The sequence below is a fragment of the Burkholderia dolosa genome, assembly GCF_902499135.1.
GTDB lineage: Bacteria > Pseudomonadota > Gammaproteobacteria > Burkholderiales > Burkholderiaceae > Burkholderia > Burkholderia dolosa.
In genome coordinates this window covers 64,767-83,911 of record NZ_CABVPR010000001.1, presented here as the reverse complement: position 1 = coordinate 83,911, position 19,145 = coordinate 64,767, and the positions used below count along the sequence as shown (strand labels likewise).

At 68.6% G+C, this 19,145-nt stretch carries 17 protein-coding genes; 5 read left to right on the top strand and 12 right to left on the bottom strand.

Features of this window, described 5'->3' with window-relative positions; genetic code table 11:
- Both BUB20358_RS00370 and hpnN read right to left on the bottom strand, forming a co-directional pair.
- Positions 1–945 (bottom strand): MlaA family lipoprotein, encoded by a 945-nt coding sequence (locus tag BUB20358_RS00370; RefSeq protein ID WP_006766704.1) that lies wholly within the window; start codon positions 943–945, stop codon positions 1–3.
- On the bottom strand, positions 938–3,571 hold the full coding sequence (hpnN, locus tag BUB20358_RS00365) for a hopanoid transporter HpnN (protein ID WP_035974820.1): 2,634 nt from the start codon (positions 3,569–3,571) through the stop codon (positions 938–940). The genes BUB20358_RS00370 and hpnN overlap by 8 nt, the downstream gene beginning before the upstream one ends.
- A gap of 329 nt (positions 3,572–3,900) precedes the next feature.
- Between hpnN and BUB20358_RS00360 the strand changes: the two genes are divergently transcribed.
- Complete coding sequence (locus BUB20358_RS00360) at positions 3,901–4,497, top strand: MlaC/ttg2D family ABC transporter substrate-binding protein (RefSeq protein ID WP_006766702.1); 597 nt, start codon at positions 3,901–3,903, stop codon at positions 4,495–4,497.
- A gap of 89 nt (positions 4,498–4,586) precedes the next feature.
- On the opposite strand, the gene BUB20358_RS00355 is transcribed toward BUB20358_RS00360, so the two are convergent.
- From BUB20358_RS00355 to BUB20358_RS00335, 5 genes are all read right to left on the bottom strand, one after another.
- Positions 4,587–5,231, bottom strand: a complete 645-nt coding sequence (locus BUB20358_RS00355; RefSeq protein ID WP_006766701.1) for a response regulator — start codon at positions 5,229–5,231, stop codon at positions 4,587–4,589.
- 31 nt (positions 5,232–5,262) lie between these two features.
- A complete protein-coding gene (locus BUB20358_RS00350; protein WP_006766700.1) occupies positions 5,263–6,645 on the bottom strand; it encodes a cache domain-containing protein in 1,383 nt (460 codons plus the stop codon).
- Positions 6,646–6,828: 183 nt separating this feature from the next.
- The gene (locus tag BUB20358_RS00345) at positions 6,829–8,391 is read right to left on the bottom strand and encodes a sensor domain-containing diguanylate cyclase (protein ID WP_035974818.1); all 1,563 of its coding nucleotides are present in this window, start codon (positions 8,389–8,391) and stop codon (positions 6,829–6,831) included.
- A gap of 568 nt (positions 8,392–8,959) precedes the next feature.
- Positions 8,960–11,134, bottom strand: coding sequence for a malate synthase G (locus BUB20358_RS00340; protein ID WP_035974816.1), 2,175 nt, complete (start codon positions 11,132–11,134; stop codon positions 8,960–8,962).
- A complete protein-coding gene (locus tag BUB20358_RS00335) occupies positions 11,131–11,574 on the bottom strand; it encodes a GlcG/HbpS family heme-binding protein (RefSeq protein WP_045552283.1) in 444 nt (147 codons plus the stop codon). The genes BUB20358_RS00340 and BUB20358_RS00335 overlap by 4 nt, the downstream gene beginning before the upstream one ends.
- Positions 11,575–12,219: 645 nt before the next feature.
- Here BUB20358_RS00335 and BUB20358_RS00330 point away from each other — a divergent pair.
- A complete protein-coding gene (locus BUB20358_RS00330; RefSeq protein ID WP_045552284.1) occupies positions 12,220–13,701 on the top strand; it encodes a nitronate monooxygenase in 1,482 nt (493 codons plus the stop codon).
- A 71-nt stretch (positions 13,702–13,772) separates the two neighbouring features.
- On the top strand, positions 13,773–13,967 hold the full coding sequence (locus tag BUB20358_RS00325; RefSeq protein WP_006766696.1) for a hypothetical protein: 195 nt from the start codon (positions 13,773–13,775) through the stop codon (positions 13,965–13,967).
- 21 nt (positions 13,968–13,988) lie between these two features.
- Here the strand turns inward: BUB20358_RS00325 and BUB20358_RS00320 are convergent, their stop codons facing one another.
- Positions 13,989–14,294, bottom strand: coding sequence for a hypothetical protein (locus BUB20358_RS00320; RefSeq protein WP_123806740.1), 306 nt, complete (start codon positions 14,292–14,294; stop codon positions 13,989–13,991).
- A 23-nt stretch (positions 14,295–14,317) separates the two neighbouring features.
- Here BUB20358_RS00320 and BUB20358_RS00315 point away from each other — a divergent pair, with 23 nt between their 5' ends.
- Together BUB20358_RS00315 and BUB20358_RS00310 are read left to right on the top strand one after the other, a co-directional pair.
- Positions 14,318–15,721: an L-lactate MFS transporter gene (locus BUB20358_RS00315; protein WP_035975400.1), complete on the top strand. Its 1,404-nt coding sequence runs from the start codon at positions 14,318–14,320 to the stop codon at positions 15,719–15,721.
- Between the two features lie 18 nt (positions 15,722–15,739).
- Complete coding sequence (locus tag BUB20358_RS00310; RefSeq protein WP_035974814.1) at positions 15,740–15,871, top strand: MFS transporter small subunit; 132 nt, start codon at positions 15,740–15,742, stop codon at positions 15,869–15,871.
- Between the two features lie 299 nt (positions 15,872–16,170).
- On the opposite strand, the gene aroQ is transcribed toward BUB20358_RS00310, so the two are convergent.
- From aroQ to BUB20358_RS00290, 4 genes are read right to left on the bottom strand one after another with little or no spacing between them, the layout of a single operon-like run.
- Positions 16,171–16,614 carry a type II 3-dehydroquinate dehydratase gene (gene aroQ, locus BUB20358_RS00305; protein WP_035974812.1) on the bottom strand — a complete coding sequence of 148 codons (444 nt, stop codon included), beginning with the start codon at positions 16,612–16,614 and terminating at the stop codon, positions 16,171–16,173.
- A gap of 17 nt (positions 16,615–16,631) precedes the next feature.
- Positions 16,632–17,465, bottom strand: a complete 834-nt coding sequence (aroE, locus tag BUB20358_RS00300) for a shikimate dehydrogenase (RefSeq protein WP_035974810.1) — start codon at positions 17,463–17,465, stop codon at positions 16,632–16,634.
- Positions 17,462–18,685 carry a CaiB/BaiF CoA transferase family protein gene (locus tag BUB20358_RS00295; protein ID WP_006766693.1) on the bottom strand — a complete coding sequence of 408 codons (1,224 nt, stop codon included), beginning with the start codon at positions 18,683–18,685 and terminating at the stop codon, positions 17,462–17,464. Before BUB20358_RS00295 ends, aroE begins: the two co-directional genes overlap by 4 nt.
- Positions 18,685–19,143, bottom strand: coding sequence for a MaoC family dehydratase (locus tag BUB20358_RS00290; protein ID WP_035974808.1), 459 nt, complete (start codon positions 19,141–19,143; stop codon positions 18,685–18,687). Before BUB20358_RS00290 ends, BUB20358_RS00295 begins: the two co-directional genes overlap by 1 nt.
- Positions 19,144–19,145: the final 2 nt, after the last annotated feature.

Genomic DNA, 19,145 nt, shown 5'->3' with positions numbered 1-19,145 from the left:
TCATTGCGAGGCAGGTGTGCTGGCCGGCACGGCCGGCGCGGTCTGCGTGCCGTCGATAGGCTGCGCCGCCCCCGCATTGTCCGCCCCCGGATCGTCATACTGCGGCAACCCCGGCGCGGCCGGCGCGTTGTTCGGCGCCGCGGCGCCGTCGCCCGGATCCTCGTAGTTCGGCAGCCCCGGTGCGGCCGGCGTCGCGGCCGGCACGGCGCCCGGGACCGCGCCCGATTCACCGGGCTCGCTGTAGTTCGGCAGCGCGGCCGACGACGACTGGCTGTGATACGTGAGCGACTTGCGCTGCTGCAGATAGGCGTCACGCACGAACGAATACGGATCGAGTGCGGCCTGCTTCAGCAGGTCGGTCGCGCCGAGCAGGTCGGAGCGTGCGCTCACGAACTGCATCACGTACATCGGGTTGCGCGCGGCCGGCTCGATGTAGTTCAGCAGGTTGAAGCGGACGTCGACGGCGCGGCCGACGCCGTCGCGGAACGTGCTCGGCCCGAACACCGGCAGCACGAGGTACGGACCCGACGGCACGCCCCAGCGCGCAAGCGTGAGCCCGAAGTCCTGGTGATGCTTCGGCAGCCCGGCCGGCGTCGCGATGTCGATCAGCCCGCCTACGCCGAACACGGAGTTCATCGCGACCCGCATCAGATCCTGCGTCGCATCGGTGATGCGCAACTGCAGCAGGTTGTTCGCCATGTTGCCGAGATCGCCGAGGTTCGAGAAGAAGTTGCTGATCGCCGTGCGCAGCGGCGTCGGCGTGATCTTCTGGTAGCCCTTCGCGATCGGCACCGCGATGTTCTGGTCGACCGTGTCGTTGAACTTGTACATCGCACGGTTCATCGGCTCGAGCGGGTCGTTGGGGTTGCGATTCGGGCCCGTCGCGCAGCCGGTCAGCATCGCGCTCGCGGCGACGGTCGCCGCAATGATTCGCATCTTATTCATCGTTCCCTTGCGATTGGTTCTGCGCGCGTTTCACGCGCGGTTTGCCCATGAGGACGGGCTGGAACACCACGGCGCCGATCAGCGTGCAGGTCAGCGCCAGCGCGAGCAGCTTGCCCATGCTCGACGTGCCCGGATGATGCGACAGCCACAGGCTGCCGAATGCGGTTGCCGTCGTCGCGGCGCTGAACAGCACCGCGTGCGTGAGGCTCGAATGCAGCAGGCCCGTCTGCCCCGCGCGCCACGCCATCACGAAATACACCTTGAACGCGACGCCGACGCCGAGCATCAGCGGCAGCGCGATGATGTTCGCGAAGTTCAGCGACATGCCGAGCACGACGCACATTTCGAGCGTCACGATGCCCGATACGAGCAGCGGCACCAGCGTGCGCAGCACGTCGCCGAAGCGGCGCAGCGTGATCCACAGCAGCACGGTGATCGACAGGATCGACCACAGCCCCGCATGCAGGAACGCGCGGATGATCGTATCGGCCGAATGCAGGATCGAGATCGGGCCGCCGATCGCGCCCGGCTCGGCGGCTTTCACGGCCGTTGCGAAGCGGCGCAGCATCGCGTCGTCGTTCGGGTCGACGCCCTTCGGCACCTTCGGCGAAATCTGCACGAGCGCCTGTCCGTCCGGCGCGACCCAGTCGCGCACCAGCGCCGGCGGCAGCGATTCGCGCGTGACGTCCTGCGGCTGCAGCAGCGCCGTGAGCTGACCGAGCGCGATGCGCAGCGTGCCGGAGAACGCACGCTCCGCGCGGTCGCGCGTCGCGGCGTCGGCGGCCGCGAGCTTCGCGAGCGACGCGGACAGATGTTGCGCGGCCGGCGCGCCGGGCCCGGGATGATCTTCCGCCGCATAGCTCAGCAAGTCCGACACGCGCTTGAGCGCGGCGACGCGCTGGGCGTCGGTCGCGGGCGGCGCGGCCGGCTGCGTGAGCGCGGGCAGCAGCTCGCTGGCGGCCGCGGCGATCGCCGCGCGCTTGGCCGGCTGATCGGCGGGGATGAACGTCGACAGCGTCGTCGTGCGGCCGACTTCGGGCAGCGCGTCGAGGCGTTTCGCGGCCGCGTCGGCCTGCGCGAGCGACGGCGCGAGCAGCGTCACGTCGTTGACGGCCGCTTCCGGCGAATCCTTCAGCGCGAGCAGCGTGCCCATCGATTCGCTGTGCGGATCCTTCAGGTGCAGCGGATTGAAGTCGAAGTGCAGGAACGCGAGCAGCGGCAGCGCGCCGATCACGACCGCGAGCGTGCCGATCAGGATCGGCTTGCGATGACGATCGAGGAAATCGTCCACCGGCGCGAGCCACGGAAAGCCCGGCGTCTTCGATTCGCCCGGCGGCGCGAACAGGCGCAGCAGCGCGGGCAGCAGCGTGAGCGTGGTCAGCAGCGCGACGAACATCCCGACGCCGGCGATCAGCCCGAGTTCGGACACGCCGCGATACGCGGTCGGAATGAACGAGAAGAAGCTCGCGGCGACCGCCGCAGTGGCGAGCGCGAGCGGCATGCCCATTGAATGCGCGGCGCCGATCAGCGCGTGATCGATCCGCTCGTCGCGAAAGCGTTCTTCGCGATACTTGACGCCGTACTGAATCGAGAAGTCGACGCCGAGCCCGACGAACAGCACCATGAACGCGACCGAGATCATGTTCAGCGAGCCGACCATTGCGAGGCCGAGCGCGGCGGTGACGACGAGCCCGACGAACAGCGTGGCGAGCACCGACGCGATCATCCGCTTCGAGCGCAGCGCGAGCCACAGGATGCCGAGCACGACGAGCAGCGTGATCACGCCGTTGAGCACCGCGCCGTCTTCGACCGATGCGAATTCGTCGTCGGCGAGCGGCTGTTCGCCGGTCAGGCGCACGACCGCGCCGTAGCGCTGGCCGAGATCGAGCGCGCGCGCGGTGTCGCGGATCACCTGGCTCGTCTCCGCGCCGGCCTTCAGCGCGCCGTAGTTCACCACCGGCTGCACGGTCACGAACGCGCGCGCGGGCTGCTTCGCGGCATCGTTGTCCACCAGCGCGCGCCACGAGAACGCGGCCGGCTTGCCGGCCAGCACGTCGTCGACCGTCGCGGCGCTGCGCGACAGCAGCCGCGCCATCGTGGGCAGCTTCACCTGGCCGGTCAACAGCGGCTGGCCGAGCGTCGTCGACAGCGTCGTCGCGAGCCCGGTCAGGCTCGGGTTCTTCGCGAGCTCGTTGATGAGCGGCCGTGCGCTCGCGAGCTGCGACGTGGTGTCGGCAACTTCCTGCGGCGACAGGAACAGCAGCCCGTTGTGCTCGAAGAACGGTCCGCCGCCGGGTTCGGCGACCGGACCGACGCGGCCCGCATCGGCCTGCTTCTGCAGCGCTTCGGCGAGCGCATGCGCGGCGGCGGTCGCGAACTCGGGCGCCGGCGCCTCGACGACCGCGAGGATCGTGCCGTTGCGTTGCGGAAACGCGCGATCGACCGCGCGGCTCAGCGCGGCCCACTGCGGCTCCGCGTCGACGAGCTTGCTGATGTCGGTATTGATCTTGAAGTGACGCGCAACATAGACGCCGCTGAGCGCGGCGATGATGAGCGACAGTACGACGACCCAGACGGGGCGACGCACCGACCACGCGACGAGTCGGACGATGAGAGATGTCACCATGTGGCGGTGGGGAGGGGCTGGCAAGGGCAAAGCAACGAGTATACCGGCGCGGCGCGACGTCAGTCGCGACGTTGGCGAGTTTTAGGGCGGGAAGGATATTTGCTCCGCCGCGAAGGAATCGGCGCGGCCTGCGGTTCCTTTGTAAATCGATATTTAAATAATCGTGCGAAGCATCGCCGCGGGCCGCCGCGCTGCCGCCTGTGTCAAAAGGGGCGCAAAGGTAACAGTCGGTCACGCGCACGGCAGCCGGCGGTGCGCGCCGGTATACTTCGATCCACCGGCGCGATCCGACGCGCCGGCCGTTTTTTCCTACCGAGTGCGATATCCGTATGAAACGTCATCTGTTTGCTTTCCTCGCCGCGGCCGCTGTATCGGTTTCCGCTTTTGCGCAGAGTGCGCCGGTCGACGTCGTCCGCAATGCGGTCGAAGGCACCGTGAACGCGATGAAGGCCGATCCGGCCGCACGCGGCGGCGACATGGCGAAGATCACGCAAGTCGTCGAGCAGCGCTTCCTGCCCGTGACCAATTTCGAGCGCACGACGCGCATCGCGGTCGGCGATGCGTGGAAACAGGCGACGCCGCAACAGCAGCAGGAGCTGTACAAGCAGTTCAGGCTGCTGATGACGCGCACCTATGCCGCGTCGCTCGCGCAGCTCGGCAACCAGGACGCGAAGTTCTCGTTCAAGGCCGGCGGCGCGTCGGGCGCCGACGCGCTCGTGCAGTCGACGGTGACGACGCCGGGCGACAGCCAGTCGGTCGGCTACCGGCTCGGCAAGGTCGGCAGCGACTGGAAGATCTACGACATCGACATGTCGGGCGCGTGGCTGATCCAGGTGTACCAGGGCCAGTTCAAGAGCCAGCTCGCGTCGGGCGGGATCGACGGCCTGATCGCGTATCTGCAGAAACACAACGCGCGGACGAACTGAGCGGCGGGCTTCACCGTTCACGCACGGTTCATCGCAGCACGAAGGGCGCGTCGGCGCCCTTTTTTCTTGGCCCGCGCGCCGCGGTGCCGCTACCGCCGCCGATGCTCGACCGCGAACTTGATCAGTTCGGCCTGACCTTCGATGTCGAGCTTGCGCTTCAGGTTCAGCCGATGCGTTTCGACCGTGCGCACCGACAGCCCCGTCTGCTGCGCGATCTGCTTGCTCGACAGTCCCTCGGCGAGCGCGTCGAGGATGTCGCGCTCGCGCGGCGTCAGCCGGTCGAGCGGCGACGCGGCCGCGCTCGCCTGGATCATGCGTGCGGCGAGCCCTTCGCTGAAGAACGTCTGCCCGGCGAGCACCGCGCCGATCGCGCGGACGATCTCGCTCGCCGGCGAATCCTTCAGCAGATAGCCGCTCGCGCCGGCCCGCACGGCCTGCGTCACGTATTCGACGTTGTCGTGCATCGACAGCATCAGCACGCGGATCGCCGGAAAGCGCTCGTGGAAGACGCCGGCGAGCGCGATGCCGTTCATCCCGTTCATCCCGACGTCCATCAGCGCGAGATCCGGTTCGAGCGACGCGGCGAGCGCGAGCGCCTCGTCCGCGTTGCCGGCTTCGCCGACCACGGACAGGTCGGCCGCTTCGAGCCGCATCCGCAGCCCGTCGCGCACGAGCGGATGATCGTCGACGAGCAGCAGTCGGGCAGCGGGCCGGGCGGGGTCGGGGGCGCTCATGGGCAAAGGTCTCCTGTGATGGGGCGCGTCGTCATCCAGCGGTGCGCAGCGGCACGTGTGCGGCCACGACGGTGTGGCCGACCTGCGACGTGATCGTCAGCGTACCGCCGAGCGCATCGAGCCGCTCGCGCATGTTGCGCAGCCCGATGCCGCGGCGCGCATCGGCTTGCGAGCGCACGGCGTCGAAGCCGCAGCCGTTGTCCGCGATGCTCAGCGTGACGGCTTGCGCGCCGACGTCGAGCGTGACGGCCGCGCGCGACGCATGCGCATGACGGACGATGTTGCTGAGCGCTTCCTGCGCGATCCGGAACAGCGCGGTGTTCACGGCCGCCGGCAGCGGCCGCGCGCCGCTGTGCGCGACCTGCGTGTAGCCGATGTCGATCCCGGTTTCCGCGCCGAGCTCGCGGATCAGCTGCTCGAGCGCCGCCGCGAGGCCGAGATCGTCGAGCATCGCCGGGCGCAGCGCATGCGAGATGCGGCGCACTTCGCGCAGCGTGTCGCCGAGCCGTACGATGCCCGACGCGAGCGCCTGCTCGGCTTCGGGCATGCGTGCCGCCCCGCGTTCGAAACGCGCGAGCGCCGATTCGAGCATCAGTTTCGCGGACACCATCATCTGACTGATCCCGTCGTGCAGCTCGCGCGACAGCCGCGCGCGTTCCTGCTCCTGCGATTCGACGACGCGCTGCGCGAGCTGCTTGAGCTTCGCATCGGCGCTGCGCGATTCGCTGACGTTGAGCACCAGCGCGCAGACCGCGATCGCCGCCGCGCCGGTCAGTGCGATCGCGGTGAGCCAGCTCATCGTGCGCTCGATGTTCGCCGATGCGCGCGCGTCGATGCGCTGCAGCGCGGTGTCGACGTCGTCGAGATAGATGCCGGTGCCGACCATCCAGCCCCAGCGCTCGAGCGCGACGACGTAGCCGAGCTTCGGCGCGACCTTGCCGGTCGACGGACGCTGCCACGCGTATCGCACATAGCCGCCGCCGCGCGACGCGGCGCCGATCAGCTGCTGGATCGTCAATGCGCCCTGCGGGTCGCGCATCGACCAGAAGTTGTGGCCGACGCGTTCGGGCTCGCGCGGATGCATCAGCGAATTGCCGTGCAGGTCGTACACGAAGAAATAGCCGTCGGGGCCGAAGTCCATCTTCTGCAGCATCGCGAGCGCCTGCGTGCGCAGCAGCGCTTCGTCGCGCGCATTGCGGCCGCTCGCTTCGTAGAGCGGCATGATCGCGCTCGTCGCGAGCTCGACGTAATGCTTCAGCTCGACTTCCTTGCTCGACAGATACGCGGCCTGGATCGTCGCGTGCTGCGTGCGCGCGAGCGACGTCGCCTGCTGGCGCACGCCGAAGCCGATGCCGGCGATCGCGAGCAGGAACGGCACGATGGCCAGAAGGAAAATCTTTGCCTTGAGTCTCATGGTGGTGTGGCCGGCCGCGAACCGCGGCGGGACCGTAGCGGAACCGCAGCGGCGCTGTAGCGGAACCGCGGCGTAACCGGTGCCGGCACGCCCGTCTGCCGCGCGGCCGCGCGTGGAGCCGCCATTGTCCGCGATTTTGCGCGCATCCGGCGTGCGCCGCCGGCCGGCTCGCGCCGTCGCGGATTACGCGCGCCGCAATGCGGGCCCGGCGGCCGCGGCCGTCTGCACGACCACGCAGTTGCGCCCGCGCTCCTTCGCGCGATACAGCGCATCGTCGGCGAGCTTCAGCGCGGCCTGCATGCCGGCGTCGCGGTCCGGATCGCACGTACTCACGCCGATGCTCACGGTCAGGCAGCCGAACGGGCTCGCATCGTGGCGGATGCCGAGTTCGACGACGCTCGTGCGGATCGTTTCGGCGATCGCGACCGCGCCGTCGGAGTCGACGTCGGGCAGCACGACGACGAATTCCTCGCCGCCGTAGCGCGCCGCATAGTCGGCCGGCCGGCGCAGGCACGCGGCGATGCAGCGGCCGACCGCCGCGAGCGCATCGTCGCCGGCCTGATGGCCTTGCGTATCGTTGTAGCGCTTGAAGAGATCGACGTCGACGAACAGCAGCGACAGCGCATGCTGCGAACGCGCGGCGCGGTGCCACTCGCGCGCGAGCGTCACGTCGAGCATCCGGCGGTTGTCGAGACCGGTGAGGCCGTCGGTGCGCGCGAGCGCGCGCAATTCCGTTTCCGCGCGATGGCGTTTGCGCAGCTGCACCTCGAGCAGCAGCGACAGGCCGACGAAACCGATCGCGAGCACGCCCATCGCGGAGCCGATCGGAATCGCGCGGTCGTACCACGCCGCGTACACGTCCGCCTCCGAGCGCGCGATCATCACGATCAGCGGCAAATGATCGAGATGCCGGAACACGTACAGGCGCCGCACGCCGTCGATCGTCGCGGTATCGGCGAAGCTGCCTTCTCTCGCGGTCATGAAGTGCCGGAACGTGCTCGCGTGGCTGATGTCGCGGCCGACGATCGCCGGATCGTACGGCTTGCGCGCGACCATCAGGCCGCTCGTGCTGATCAGCGCGGCGGAGCCGCGTTCGCCGAGCGCCAGGCGCGAGAACAGGTTCTGGAAATATTCGAGCCGGATGGAGATCACCGCGACGCCGCCGAACGAACCGTCCGGCCGCGTGATGCGCCGGCTGAGCGCGATGCTCGGCGAGCCGGCGCGCAGCCGCGAATGGTACGGCGGACTCACGTACAGGCCGGCGTCGGGCCGATCGCGATGCACGGTGAAGTACGGTTCGTTGCCGAAGTTCGCACGGCGCGGCACGTCGCTCGCGCCGTCGACCGCGATGTCGCCGTTCGCGTCCAGCACGTAGATGCCGCCGAGATACTTGGCCGTCGTCGCGCGGTCGAACAGCACCTGCCGGCGCAGCGGCATCGGCAGCTGCCTGACCTCGGGATCGTTCTCCCCGTCGACGACCGCCTGCAGCGACAGCGCATACAGCTCGATGTTGCGCTCGATGTCCCACGACGCCATCAGCGCGATGTTCTGCTGCGTGACGCGTGCGCGGTCGCGCGCGTCGACGCGCCCTTCATACAGCACGATCGCGCACAGCAGCAACAGCAGCAGCGCGATCAGCAGCCCCGAATAGAAGATCAGGTGCGGCAGCAGCCACCGCCGCAGATGCGCGGCGACGCGGCTCGCGAGGCCGGACGGGTTGGGCGCTGCGTAGTCGGTTTGTCCCATGGTTGGCGAAGCGGTGGGGCCGGCACCGCGGGCGGGCCGATGCAATTGTTCGTATGTCGTGCTGGCGGCGATCCGGTGTCCGGCCACTGCGATGCGCGCCGACCGACGCTAAAAACGGGCGCCGATGATCGGCAACGGCGGTCGGATCGGCGATCGATCATGCATTCGCCGGCATCTCGAATCGAATTCGGCGAGCGGGCGAAATGGGCGAAACGGGCGGTGCGGATGGCGTCGAGTATAGCGCGCGCGTTTGCATGCGCGGGAAATGTCGCGTGCCGTTGATCCGGATCAAATTTCGCGGCCGGCGACCTGTGCGAACGACGCGCGAAGCGTGGTTCCGCACGGTGAGTTGCCGGTCGCGCCGACGCTGACGGGCCGTGGCCCGCACGATCGGTGTGGGCGTGAAGTGGGCGTGAATCGCCGCAGCGGCGCAGGCGCAGCGACGACACGCGCGACACTTGCCGCTCGTCCGCTTCGACGGCCGCGCGGCCCGTCGTCGTCGAAACGTGCGGCGCGAACGCCGCCCGTTTCGACGAGCCGGCATGCGGGAAGGCCCGCATGCTACCGGTCACGCGGCGCGCTGCTGCGCCTTGAACGCGAGCCGGAACCGGTGCAGCAGCGGCTCGGTGTAGCCGCTCGGCTGCGACGTGCCTTGGAGCGCGAGCGCGCACGCGGCGCTGAACGCGGTCGACTGGTCGTAATCGGGCGCCATCGGCCGATAGTTCGGGTCGCCCGCGTTCTGCTGGTCGACGACGCGCGCCATCCGCTTGAACACGTCGATGACGAACGCCTTGGTGATCACGCCGTGACGCAGCCAGTTCGCGATGTGCTGGCTCGAGATGCGCAGCGTCGCGCGGTCTTCCATCAGGCCGACGTCGTGGATGTCGGGCACCTTCGAGCAGCCGACGCCCTGTTCGACCCAGCGCACGACATAGCCGAGAATGCCCTGCGCGTTGTTCTCGACTTCGCGCAGGATCTCCTCTTCGCTCCATTCGGCGCGCTCGACTACCGGCACGGTCAGCAGCCCTTCGAGCAGCGTGTCGCGCTCGCTCGCGTAGCGCGTCTTCTCCAGTTCCTGCTGGACGGCCTGCACGTCGACCAGATGGTAGTGCAGCGCGTGCAGCGTCGCGGCGGTCGGCGACGGCACCCACGCGGTGTTCGCGCCCGCGCGCGGATGCGCGATCTTCTGCTCGAGCATCGCGTGCATCAGGTCCGGCATCGCCCACATGCCCTTGCCGATCTGCGCGCGGCCGCGCAGCCCGGCCGACAGGCCCGCGAGCACGTTGTTGCGCTCGTACGCGGCGATCCACGCGGACGATTTCATGTCGCCCTTGCGGATCATCGGCCCCGCTTCCATCGCGGTGTGCATCTCGTCGCCGGTGCGGTCGAGGAACCCGGTGTTGATGAACGCGACGCGCGCGGCCGCTGCCGCGATGCACGCGGCGAGATTCACGCTGGTGCGCCGTTCCTCGTCCATGATTCCCATCTTCAGCGTGTTGCGCGGCAGCCCGTACAGATCCTCGATGCGCGCGAACAGCGTGTCGGCGAACGCGACTTCGGCGGGACCGTGCATCTTCGGCTTCACGATGTAAATCGAGCCGGTGCGCGAATTGCGCTTTGCCTTCAGGTCGTGCAGCGCGCACAGCGTCGTGACGACGCCGTCGAGCATGCCTTCCGGAATCTCGTTGCCGTCGCGGTCGAGCACCGCGCCGATCGTCATCAGGTGACCGACGTTGCGCACGAACAGCAGCGAGCGGCCGTGCAGCGTCAGCGTGCCGCCGTTCGGCGTCGTGTAGTCGCGGTCCGCGTTCAGGCGGCGCGTGAAGGTCTTGCCGCCCTTCGTCACTTCCTCGACGAGCGTGCCCTGCATCAGGCCGAGCCAGTTGCGGTAGAGCTGAACCTTGTCGTCGGCGTCGACGGCCGCGACCGAGTCCTCGCAGTCGATGATCGTGCTGACTGCCGCTTCGAGCACGACGTCCTTCACGTTCGCGAGATCGGCGCGGCCGATCGGCGTCGACGCATCGATCTGGATCTCGATGTGCAGCCCGTTGTGCTTCAGCAGGATCGCGGACGGCGCGCCGGCCGGCCCCTGATAGCCGACGAACTGCGCGGGCTGTGCGAGAGGCACGACGCCCCGGCCGGTTTCGACGGCGAGCTGGCCGTCCTCCACCCGATAGCGCAGCGCGTCGCGATGCGAGCCCTGTGCGAGCGGCGCGGCATTGTCGAGCACGTTGCGCGCGTAGTCGATCACGCGCTGGCCGCGTGTCGGGTTGTACGCGGCGGTGCGTTCGGCGCCGCCGTCCTCCGGCAGCGCGTCGGTGCCGTACAGCGCGTCGTACAGGCTGCCCCAGCGCGCATTCGCGGCATTCAACGCATAGCGGGCGTTCGACAGCGGCACGACGAGCTGCGGGCCGGCCTGCGTCGCGATTTCGCTGTCGACGTTCGCGGTCGTTGCGGCGACGTTCGGCGGGACCGGCACCAGATAGCCGATTTTTTCGAGGAACGCGCGATACGCGGCGTGATCGCGCACCGGGCCGGGATGCGCGCGGTGCCACGCGTCGAGTTCGTGCTGCAGGCGGTCGCGCTCGGCGAGCAACTCGCGGTTGCGCGGCGCGAGGTCGTGCACGAGTTCGGAAAAGCCGCGCCAGAACGCGGCCTTGTCGATGCCGGTGCCCGGCAGCGCTTCGTTTTCGATGAACTGGCTCAGCGCTGGCGCGACTTGCAGTCCGTGTTGGTCGATCATCGTGAATCCTCCCGGGGAAAATGTTCGCGCGCGGATCCGTCCGCGACGCTTTGTGTGCCGGCGCGCGCGACGAGCGCATCCTGCTCGGACTTTACGCCGGACACACCGATCGCGCCCGCAACGCGGCCGCCGACCGCGACGGGCACGCCGCCTTCGAGCAGCCCGTTCAGCGGTGCGCTGAGAAACGCGGTGCGGCCGCCGTTGATCATATCTTCATATGCTTTCGTTTCACGCCGGCCGAGCGCCGCGGCACGCGCCTTGTCCTGCGCGATGCGGGCGCTCGCCGGCGATGCGCCGTCCAGCCGCGCGAACGCGAGCAGGTGGCCGCCGTCGTCGACGATGGCGATCGAGACGGCCCGCCCGTGGCGCTCGGCTTCCGCGCGGGCCGCGGCGAGCATGCGTTCTGCGTCGCCGAGTTCGAGTTCGGGCTTCGTTTTCATCGGGATGCTCCGGCGTCAGCGGTCGATGGGCGGGGCGGTCGTCGACGTCTCGAGCGCCGTGCGGCGCGCACGTGGCGTGCGCCCGTTCGGACGAGTCTGGCAGCGGGCGCCCTCCATGACAATCGGGGCTTGCCGGGCGGTATCGGCGCGTCCGGTTGTCGCCGCGCCATTTCGTTGTGCGCCCGCGCGGGATCGGCGAAGGCGGGACGGCAGCCGCGACGCGACGTTCGTCGGCGATATTCGCCCGATCCGGGCCGGGCCGCGTCGGAATGCGCTCGATCGTACGCACAGGCACCGTACGTGCTGCAGCGTGCAACGCGAGCGTGCGGCGACGCAATGCGATGCCGCACGCATCGGCGCTCGCGACGAGCGGTTTCGGCGCGATTGTGCGGCAACGCGGTGCGCGAGCAAGCGCGCCGACATGCGTTCGCTGTTCGCATCGCAGGTTACGGACACGAGCGCAGGAACGCATGTTCGTTGCGGTGATCCATATCAAGCTCATCGCTGCCGCGCCGCGGCGCGGCGACCGAACATGTCACAATGTGATCCATTCGGCGAGCGGCGCGCCGCTACGTATGCAGTTCGGCGTGCGCGCGTCGGGCTCGATACGCCGCCGAACCGAAAACACCGCAAGGAGGGCAGCGCATGTCGAATCCAACGCATCGCGACGCGGCCGAAGCCCGCGCCGCCCGGCTCCTGCATCGTCCGGTATGCGACCTGTTCGGCTGTACGTGGCCGATCGTGCTCGCCGGCATGGGCGGCGTCGCCCGCTCCGAGCTCGTGAGCGCGGTCACCCTGGCCGGCGGCTTCGGTTTTCTCGGGATGGTGCGCGAACCGGCCGCGCTGATCCGGCGCGAAGTCGCGCGGGTGCGTGCGGCGACCGATCGTCCGTTCGGCGTGAATCTGATTCCCGCGGCCACGCCGCCCGATCTGCTCGATGCGCAGCTCGACGCGTGCATCGAATTGCGCGTGCCTTTCGTCGCACTGTTCTGGGACGTGATGCCGGCCGTCGTCGGGCGCTTGCGCGATGCGGGCGTGCGGGTCGTGCATCAGGTCGGCTCGCTCGACGATGCGCGTGCGGCCGACGCGGCCGGTGCCGACGCGCTGATCGCCCAGGGCTGCGAAGCGGGCGGGCACGTGCGCGGCGATCGGCCGCTCGCCGCGCTGCTGCGCGACGTCGTCGGCGCCGTGCGCGCGCCGGTGCTCGCGGCCGGCGGGATCGTCGACGGCGCGGGCGTCGCGGCCGCGATGGCGCTGGGCGCGCAAGGCGCGGTGCTCGGCACGGCGTTCATCGCGACGCACGAGTCGTTCGCGCATCCGTATCACAAGCAGCGGATCGTCGATGCGCGCGACGGCGATACGCTGCTGACCGACGTGTTCCACATCAACTGGCCGCGCGGCGCGAAGGTGCGCGTGCTGCCGTCGAGCGTGACGCGCGGCGAACGCGGCGATCCGTTCGGCGCCGAGCGGATCGCGATCGGCGACGACGAAGGGCGGCCGATCTACCTGTTCAGCACCGATTCGCCGCTGCGCACGACGACCGGCGACTTCGACGCGATGGCGCTGTATGCGGGCACCGGCGCGGGCCGCATCCGCGCGATCGAACCGGCTGCCGACGTGGTGCGCCGCATCGCGTTCGATGCGGCCGCGATCCTCGAAACAGGTGCGGCGACGCGTGCGTCCGGCGTCGTGGACGAACGCCGTGCCGCGTTGCTGGCCGCGCTCGACGAACTGCTGGAAGCGGAGCGCGCGGGCGCCCGCGTCGCGTCGGAGACGGCCGCCGAAATCGACGACGATCCAGCGCTCCACCGGCTGATCGCGCATATCCGTCGCGACGAGGCGCACTGGTGCAGCGTGCTCGTCGATGCGATCCGTACGCTCGGCGCGACACCGACGCGCGCGACCGGTGCGTTCTACGAAAAGGCGATGGCGATCGCCGATCTGGCCGAACGCATGGCGTTCCTGAACCGCGGCCAGCGCTGGGTGGTCCGCAAGCTGCAGGCGTTGCTGCCGACGCTCACGGAGCCGGACATTCACCACGCGCTGTCGCTGATGCTCGTTGCGCACGAGAAGAACATCGGCGCGGTGGACGTGCGGCTGCGGGACAGCGGACGCGGCGCGGTGTAGCGGGCCGCGCTTGCCGACGACGTTGCGGGATCCAGGGATGAGCGACCGAGCTGCGTTGGCGCGCGGGGCACGTGCTGCAGGCCGCGGCCGGGACGCGCGGCGAACAGCCGGCGAAGACATCGGCCGGTGGCGAACACGATCCGGACGGCTATGTGCGCAAGTTCGGCGCGGATGCGTTCTCCGGGCAGGCCGAGCGCGCGATGCTGCCGTCGCAATTGCTGCCGAACGACGCGATTTCCGGCAACGCGCTCGACGCCACGTGGTGACGGACGAATGCAGCGCCCGATTTAGACGAACGAATCGGCAACCGTCGGACGACGATCGCTTTCCATCGGATACGCGCGCACCGCGTTTAGGACCGACATCGCACCGACCGCGCAGGCCTCCGGGCGCATCCGAACCAACCGCTGCGCCGCCGCGATCGCGAATAGGATAAAAAATAACATATTGAATATGCGATCCTCATGAACTACTTTCTCGAAGGCCGATGACAAAGCGGCCAGCGGATCGAACCGACGCGCCGTCGAATATGAACAGAAATTGCATATAAAGCCGCGCGCCCGAAACGCCGACATACAAAACGGATCGCTCACGATCCTCAATGGAGACGACACTGATGAGCAGCGTTATCGAGCCGGGCGCCCGTGCGGGCGCCGCGCCGTTTTTTTCGAAGGAAGCCACCATCGCGCGGCCGGGGTTTTCGCGCTGGATGGTGCCGCCCGCCGCGCTGGCGGTGCATCTGTGCATCGGCCAGGCCTATGCATTCTCGGTATTCAACGGGCCGCTCACGAAAGTGATCGGCATCACCGAATCCGCGCCTGACGACTGGTCGCTGACGACGCTCGGCTGGATCTTCTCGCTCGCGATCTTCTTCCTCGGCCTGTCGGCCGCGTTCGCCGGCAAGTGGCTCGAACGCGTCGGCCCGCGCCGCACGATGTTTACCGCCGCGTGCTGCTTCGGCGGCGGCTTCCTGATTTCCGCGCTCGGCGTGAAGCTGCACCAGATCGCGCTGCTGTACATCGGCTACGGCGTGGTCGGCGGGATCGGGCTCGGGCTCGGCTACGTGTCGCCGGTGTCGACGCTGATCCGCTGGTTCCCCGATCGCCGCGGGATGGCGACCGGGATGGCGATCATGGGCTTCGGCGGCGGCGCGATGATCGCCGCGCCGCTGTCGGTCGCGCTGATGAATCACTTCAAGAGCGCGACGAGCGTCGGCGTCGCCGAGACGTTCGTCGTGCTCGGCGTCGCGTACTTCATCTCGATGTCGATCGGCGCGCTCGCGATCCGCGTGCCGCCCGCCGGCTGGAAGCCCGCAGGCTGGACGCAGGCCGCGGTGACGAAGCACAAGATGATCACGTCGAATCACGTGCACATCGACGAAGCGCTGAAGACGCCGCAGTTCTATCTGATCTGGCTCGTGCTGTTCCTGAACGTAACCGCCGGGATCGGCATCATCGGGCAGGCGTCGGTGATGATCCAGGAGAGCTTCAAGGGCGCGGTGAGCGCGGCGGCCGCGGCCGGCTTCGTCGGGCTGCTGTCGCTGTTCAACATGGGCGGGCGCTTCGTGTGGGCGTCGGCGTCCGACTGGGTCGGGCGCAAGAACACGTACTTCATCTTCTTCGCGCTCGGCGCGGTGCTGTACTTCTGCGTGCCGCTGTTTGCCGCGTCCGGGCAGATCGCGTTGTTCGTGCTGACATTCTGCGTGATCCTGTCGATGTACGGCGGCGGCTTTTCGACGGTGCCCGCGTATCTCGCGGACATGTTCGGCACCGCGTACGTCGGCGGCATCCACGGCCGGCTGCTCACCGCGTGGGCCGCGGCGGGGATCGCCGGGCCCGTGCTCGTCAACTACATCCGCGCATATGAAGTCGCGCACGGCGTCGTGAAGGCCGACGCATACACGATGACGGTTCACATCATGGCGTCGCTGCTCGTGATCGGTTTCGTCTGCAACCTGTTCGTCACGCGCGTGAACGAGCGCCATCACATGACCGACGCGCAGCTCGACGCCGGCAAATAAATCCAGGAGACGCGAACCATGAACGAAACCGTCGCTGCGGTGCGCCCGACCAACAAGGCGGCGCTCGCCGTGTTTTGGCTCTACGTGCTGATTCCGCTCGCGTGGGGCGTCGTCAACACGCTGACGACTGCGATGAAGCTGTTCGGCTGAACGTGCCGAGCATGCGTGTCCGGGAGCGGGCGCGCATGATCGGCCGGCGCGCGCGGGCGCCTTCGCCGGCACGCACGCGATCGTATGAGCGTGACGCGCTTCGGTCGGCATCCATAGCGACGCCGACAGCCGAATCGTCGCTGGCGCCGACGTCGAATTCGCGATCCTCGGCAACCGGCCGCACGCAATAGCCGTGCAACGAACAGCGCGATCGTCTGCGCCGTCCGTTCGCTCGGCATCGCATCTGCGCGCGCCCGCTCGCGTTTCGCCGTACCGGCGGCGCGTGCGCCGGCTTCCGTTTATTCCGCGTGCAGCGCCGCGACTGCGGCCCGCAACGCGAGCAGATAGCTTTGGACGCCGAAGCCGCAAATCTGCCCGGTGACGATCTCGGCGAAGACGGAGCGATGCCGGAACGGTTCGCGCGCATGGATGTTCGACATGTGCAGCTCGACGATCGGGCACGCGAGAATGGCGAGCGCGTCGCGGATGCCGTAGCTGTAGTGCGTCCACGCTCCCGCGTTGATCAGCACCGCATCCTGGCGTTCGTCGAACGCCCGATGAATGCGCTCGCACATCGACGCCTCGCTGTTCGTCTGGAACGATTCCACCCGCGCGCCGAGCTCCTCGGCCAATGCCTGCAGCCGCGCATCGATTTGCGCGAGCGTGATCGTTCCGTACTGCGCCGGGTCGCGCTTGCCGAACATGTTGTGATTGATGCCGTGGAGCATCAGGATCTTCTTCATGCGGATCTCCGTCGCGTTCAGTCGAACGGCACGGCGAGCCGATCGATCACCGAGCTCGTCTGCGGGCGTACGCCGCGCCACCATGCGAACGCTTCGGCCGCCTGCTCGACGAGCATGCCGACACCATCCGCGATCCCGTGCACGCCCGCGTTTTTTGCAAGGCGCAGAAACGGCGTCAGACGCTTGCCGTACGCGAGCTCGTATGCGGTGCCGCGCGGACTGAACACGCTCGGCGGCACGGGCGGCAGGTCGCCGGTCAAGCTGGCCGACGTCGCATTGACCACCAGATCGAAACGCCCCATCCGCGCGAGCTCCGCGTAGCTGCCGACGACGAGCGGGCCGCGTCCCGCCACCTGCGCGGCGAGCGCGCGCGCCTTGTCGACGTCGCGATTCGCGATGACGAGCTCGGCCGGCCGCGCTTCGATGAACGGCAGCAGCGCACCGCGCGCCGCGCCGCCGGCACCGAGCAGCAAGACGCGCTTGCCGGCGATCGGGACACGCAGGTTCACTTCGATATCGCGAACCAGGCCGATGCCGTCGAAGTTGTCGGCCCGGATGCGGCCGCCGTCGAACTTCAGCGTGTTGGCCGCGCCCGCGAGCCGCGCGCGCTCGCTGCGTTCGTCGGACATCGCGAACGCGTCGAGCTTGAACGGCGCCGTCACGTTGATGCCCTTGCCGCCGCCTTCGAAGAACGCACGAACCGCATCGGCAAAGGCGCCGGCCGGCTCGAGCGGCCCCTCGATCGCCGTATAGCAGATGTCCTGCCGCGTTTCTTTCGCGAAGAGTCCGTGAATCAGCGGGGATTTCGTGTGCCCGATCGGATTGCCGATCACCGCGTACTGGTCAGTCATCGTTGGCTCGCTTTTGAATAGAGGACGCCATCGGCCTGCATCGCCTCGATTTCGGCCGGATCGAAGCCGAGCGAACGCGCGATGTCGGCGTTGTGCTGCCCGAGGTCGGGCGCGACGTCGCGAATCGTCGTGTCGCAATCGGAGAAGCGGAACGGAAGGTTCGGCAGGCGCAGCGTTCCGTAGCGCGGATGCTGCTGCTCGACCACCATCCCGCGCGCGTGGATCTGCGGATCGGCCAGCACTTCGTCGATGCGCTGCACCTTCGCGCACGGCACGTCGATACCGTCGAGCAGCTCGAGGATCGACGCGACGGAGCGCTGCGCAACCCACGGCTCGACCACCGACAGAATCTCGGCGCGATGCGCGTTGCGGCCGGTGCCGTGATGGAACCGCGTGTCGGCGCCGAAGCCCGCCGGGCCGCCATGCGCAGCGATCAGTGCGGCGAAGCGCTTCCACGCGTCGTCGACCTGCGCGGCGATCACGAGATCGCCGTCCGCCGCGCGAAACACGCCGTACAGCGGCGACGTCGGCATGTCGTGCCCGGTCTGCTCGGGTAGCACGCCCTGCAGCGTGTAGCACTGCACCGCGTATTCGTGCATCGACACCAGCGTGTCGTACAGCGCCATGTCGATGTGCTGGCCGCGGCCGCTCTTCACACGCCCGAGCAGCGCCGCGTTGATCGCCGCGACCGCATGGATGCCGGTGTACATGTCGCCGAGCGAGATGCGCAGCAGCGGCGGCCGCTCGCCCGGCGTGCCGACCATCTGCATGATGCCGCTCTTCGCTTCGGCGATCAGCCCGAAGCCCGCGCGGTGCGCATCGGGTCCCGTGTGCCCGTACGCCGAAATCGAGCAGTACACGAGGCCGGGATTGCGTGCGGACAACGCCGCATAGCCGAGCCCGAGCTTGTCGAGTGCGCCGGGCCGATAGTTCTCGATGAATACGTCGGCCGAGTCGCACAGCCGCTGCATGAACGCCTTGCCGCGCGCGTCCTTCATGTCGACGCTGACGCCGCGCTTGCCCATGTTGAGCTGCAGGAAATAGCCGCTTTGCTGGTCGTCGAGCACGGTTGCGTGCTGGCGTCCGGCGTCGCCGCTGCCGGGCCGCTCGACCTTGATCACGTCCGCGCCGAGCGCCGCGAGACAGCGCCCGACGTACGGACCGGCGAGGAAATGGCTGTAGTCGACGACGCGAATGCCTTCGAGGGGACGCGCCTGCATCACAGCGCTCCCGGACGGCGCGGCACCATCAGGCGATGCTCGCCGCGCTGAACGACTTGCCCGTCCTGATTGATCAGCTCGGACGGCAGCACGACGATGCCCCAGCCCGGGCGGCTCTTGCTGGCCCGCATCGAACCGACGCGGAACTTCACGTGCAGCACGTCGCCGACCTTGATCGGCAGCAGGAAATCCCAGGTCCAGCCGAGCGACATGCCCGGCACGAAGCGATAGTCGCTCTGCGTCTTCAAACCGTCGGCGATCGACAGGCCGAACAGCCCGTGCGCGACGAGGCAGCCGAAATGGCTCGCGTTCGCGTAGTCCTCGTCGACGTGGACGGGCGTGTGGTCGCCGGTGAGATCGGCGTACGCGAGAATGCGCTCCTTCGTCACGACGTAATTCGGACTCGTGCACGCATCGCCTTCGCGCGCGTCGTCCCAGTATTTTTCGACGATCGTCATGG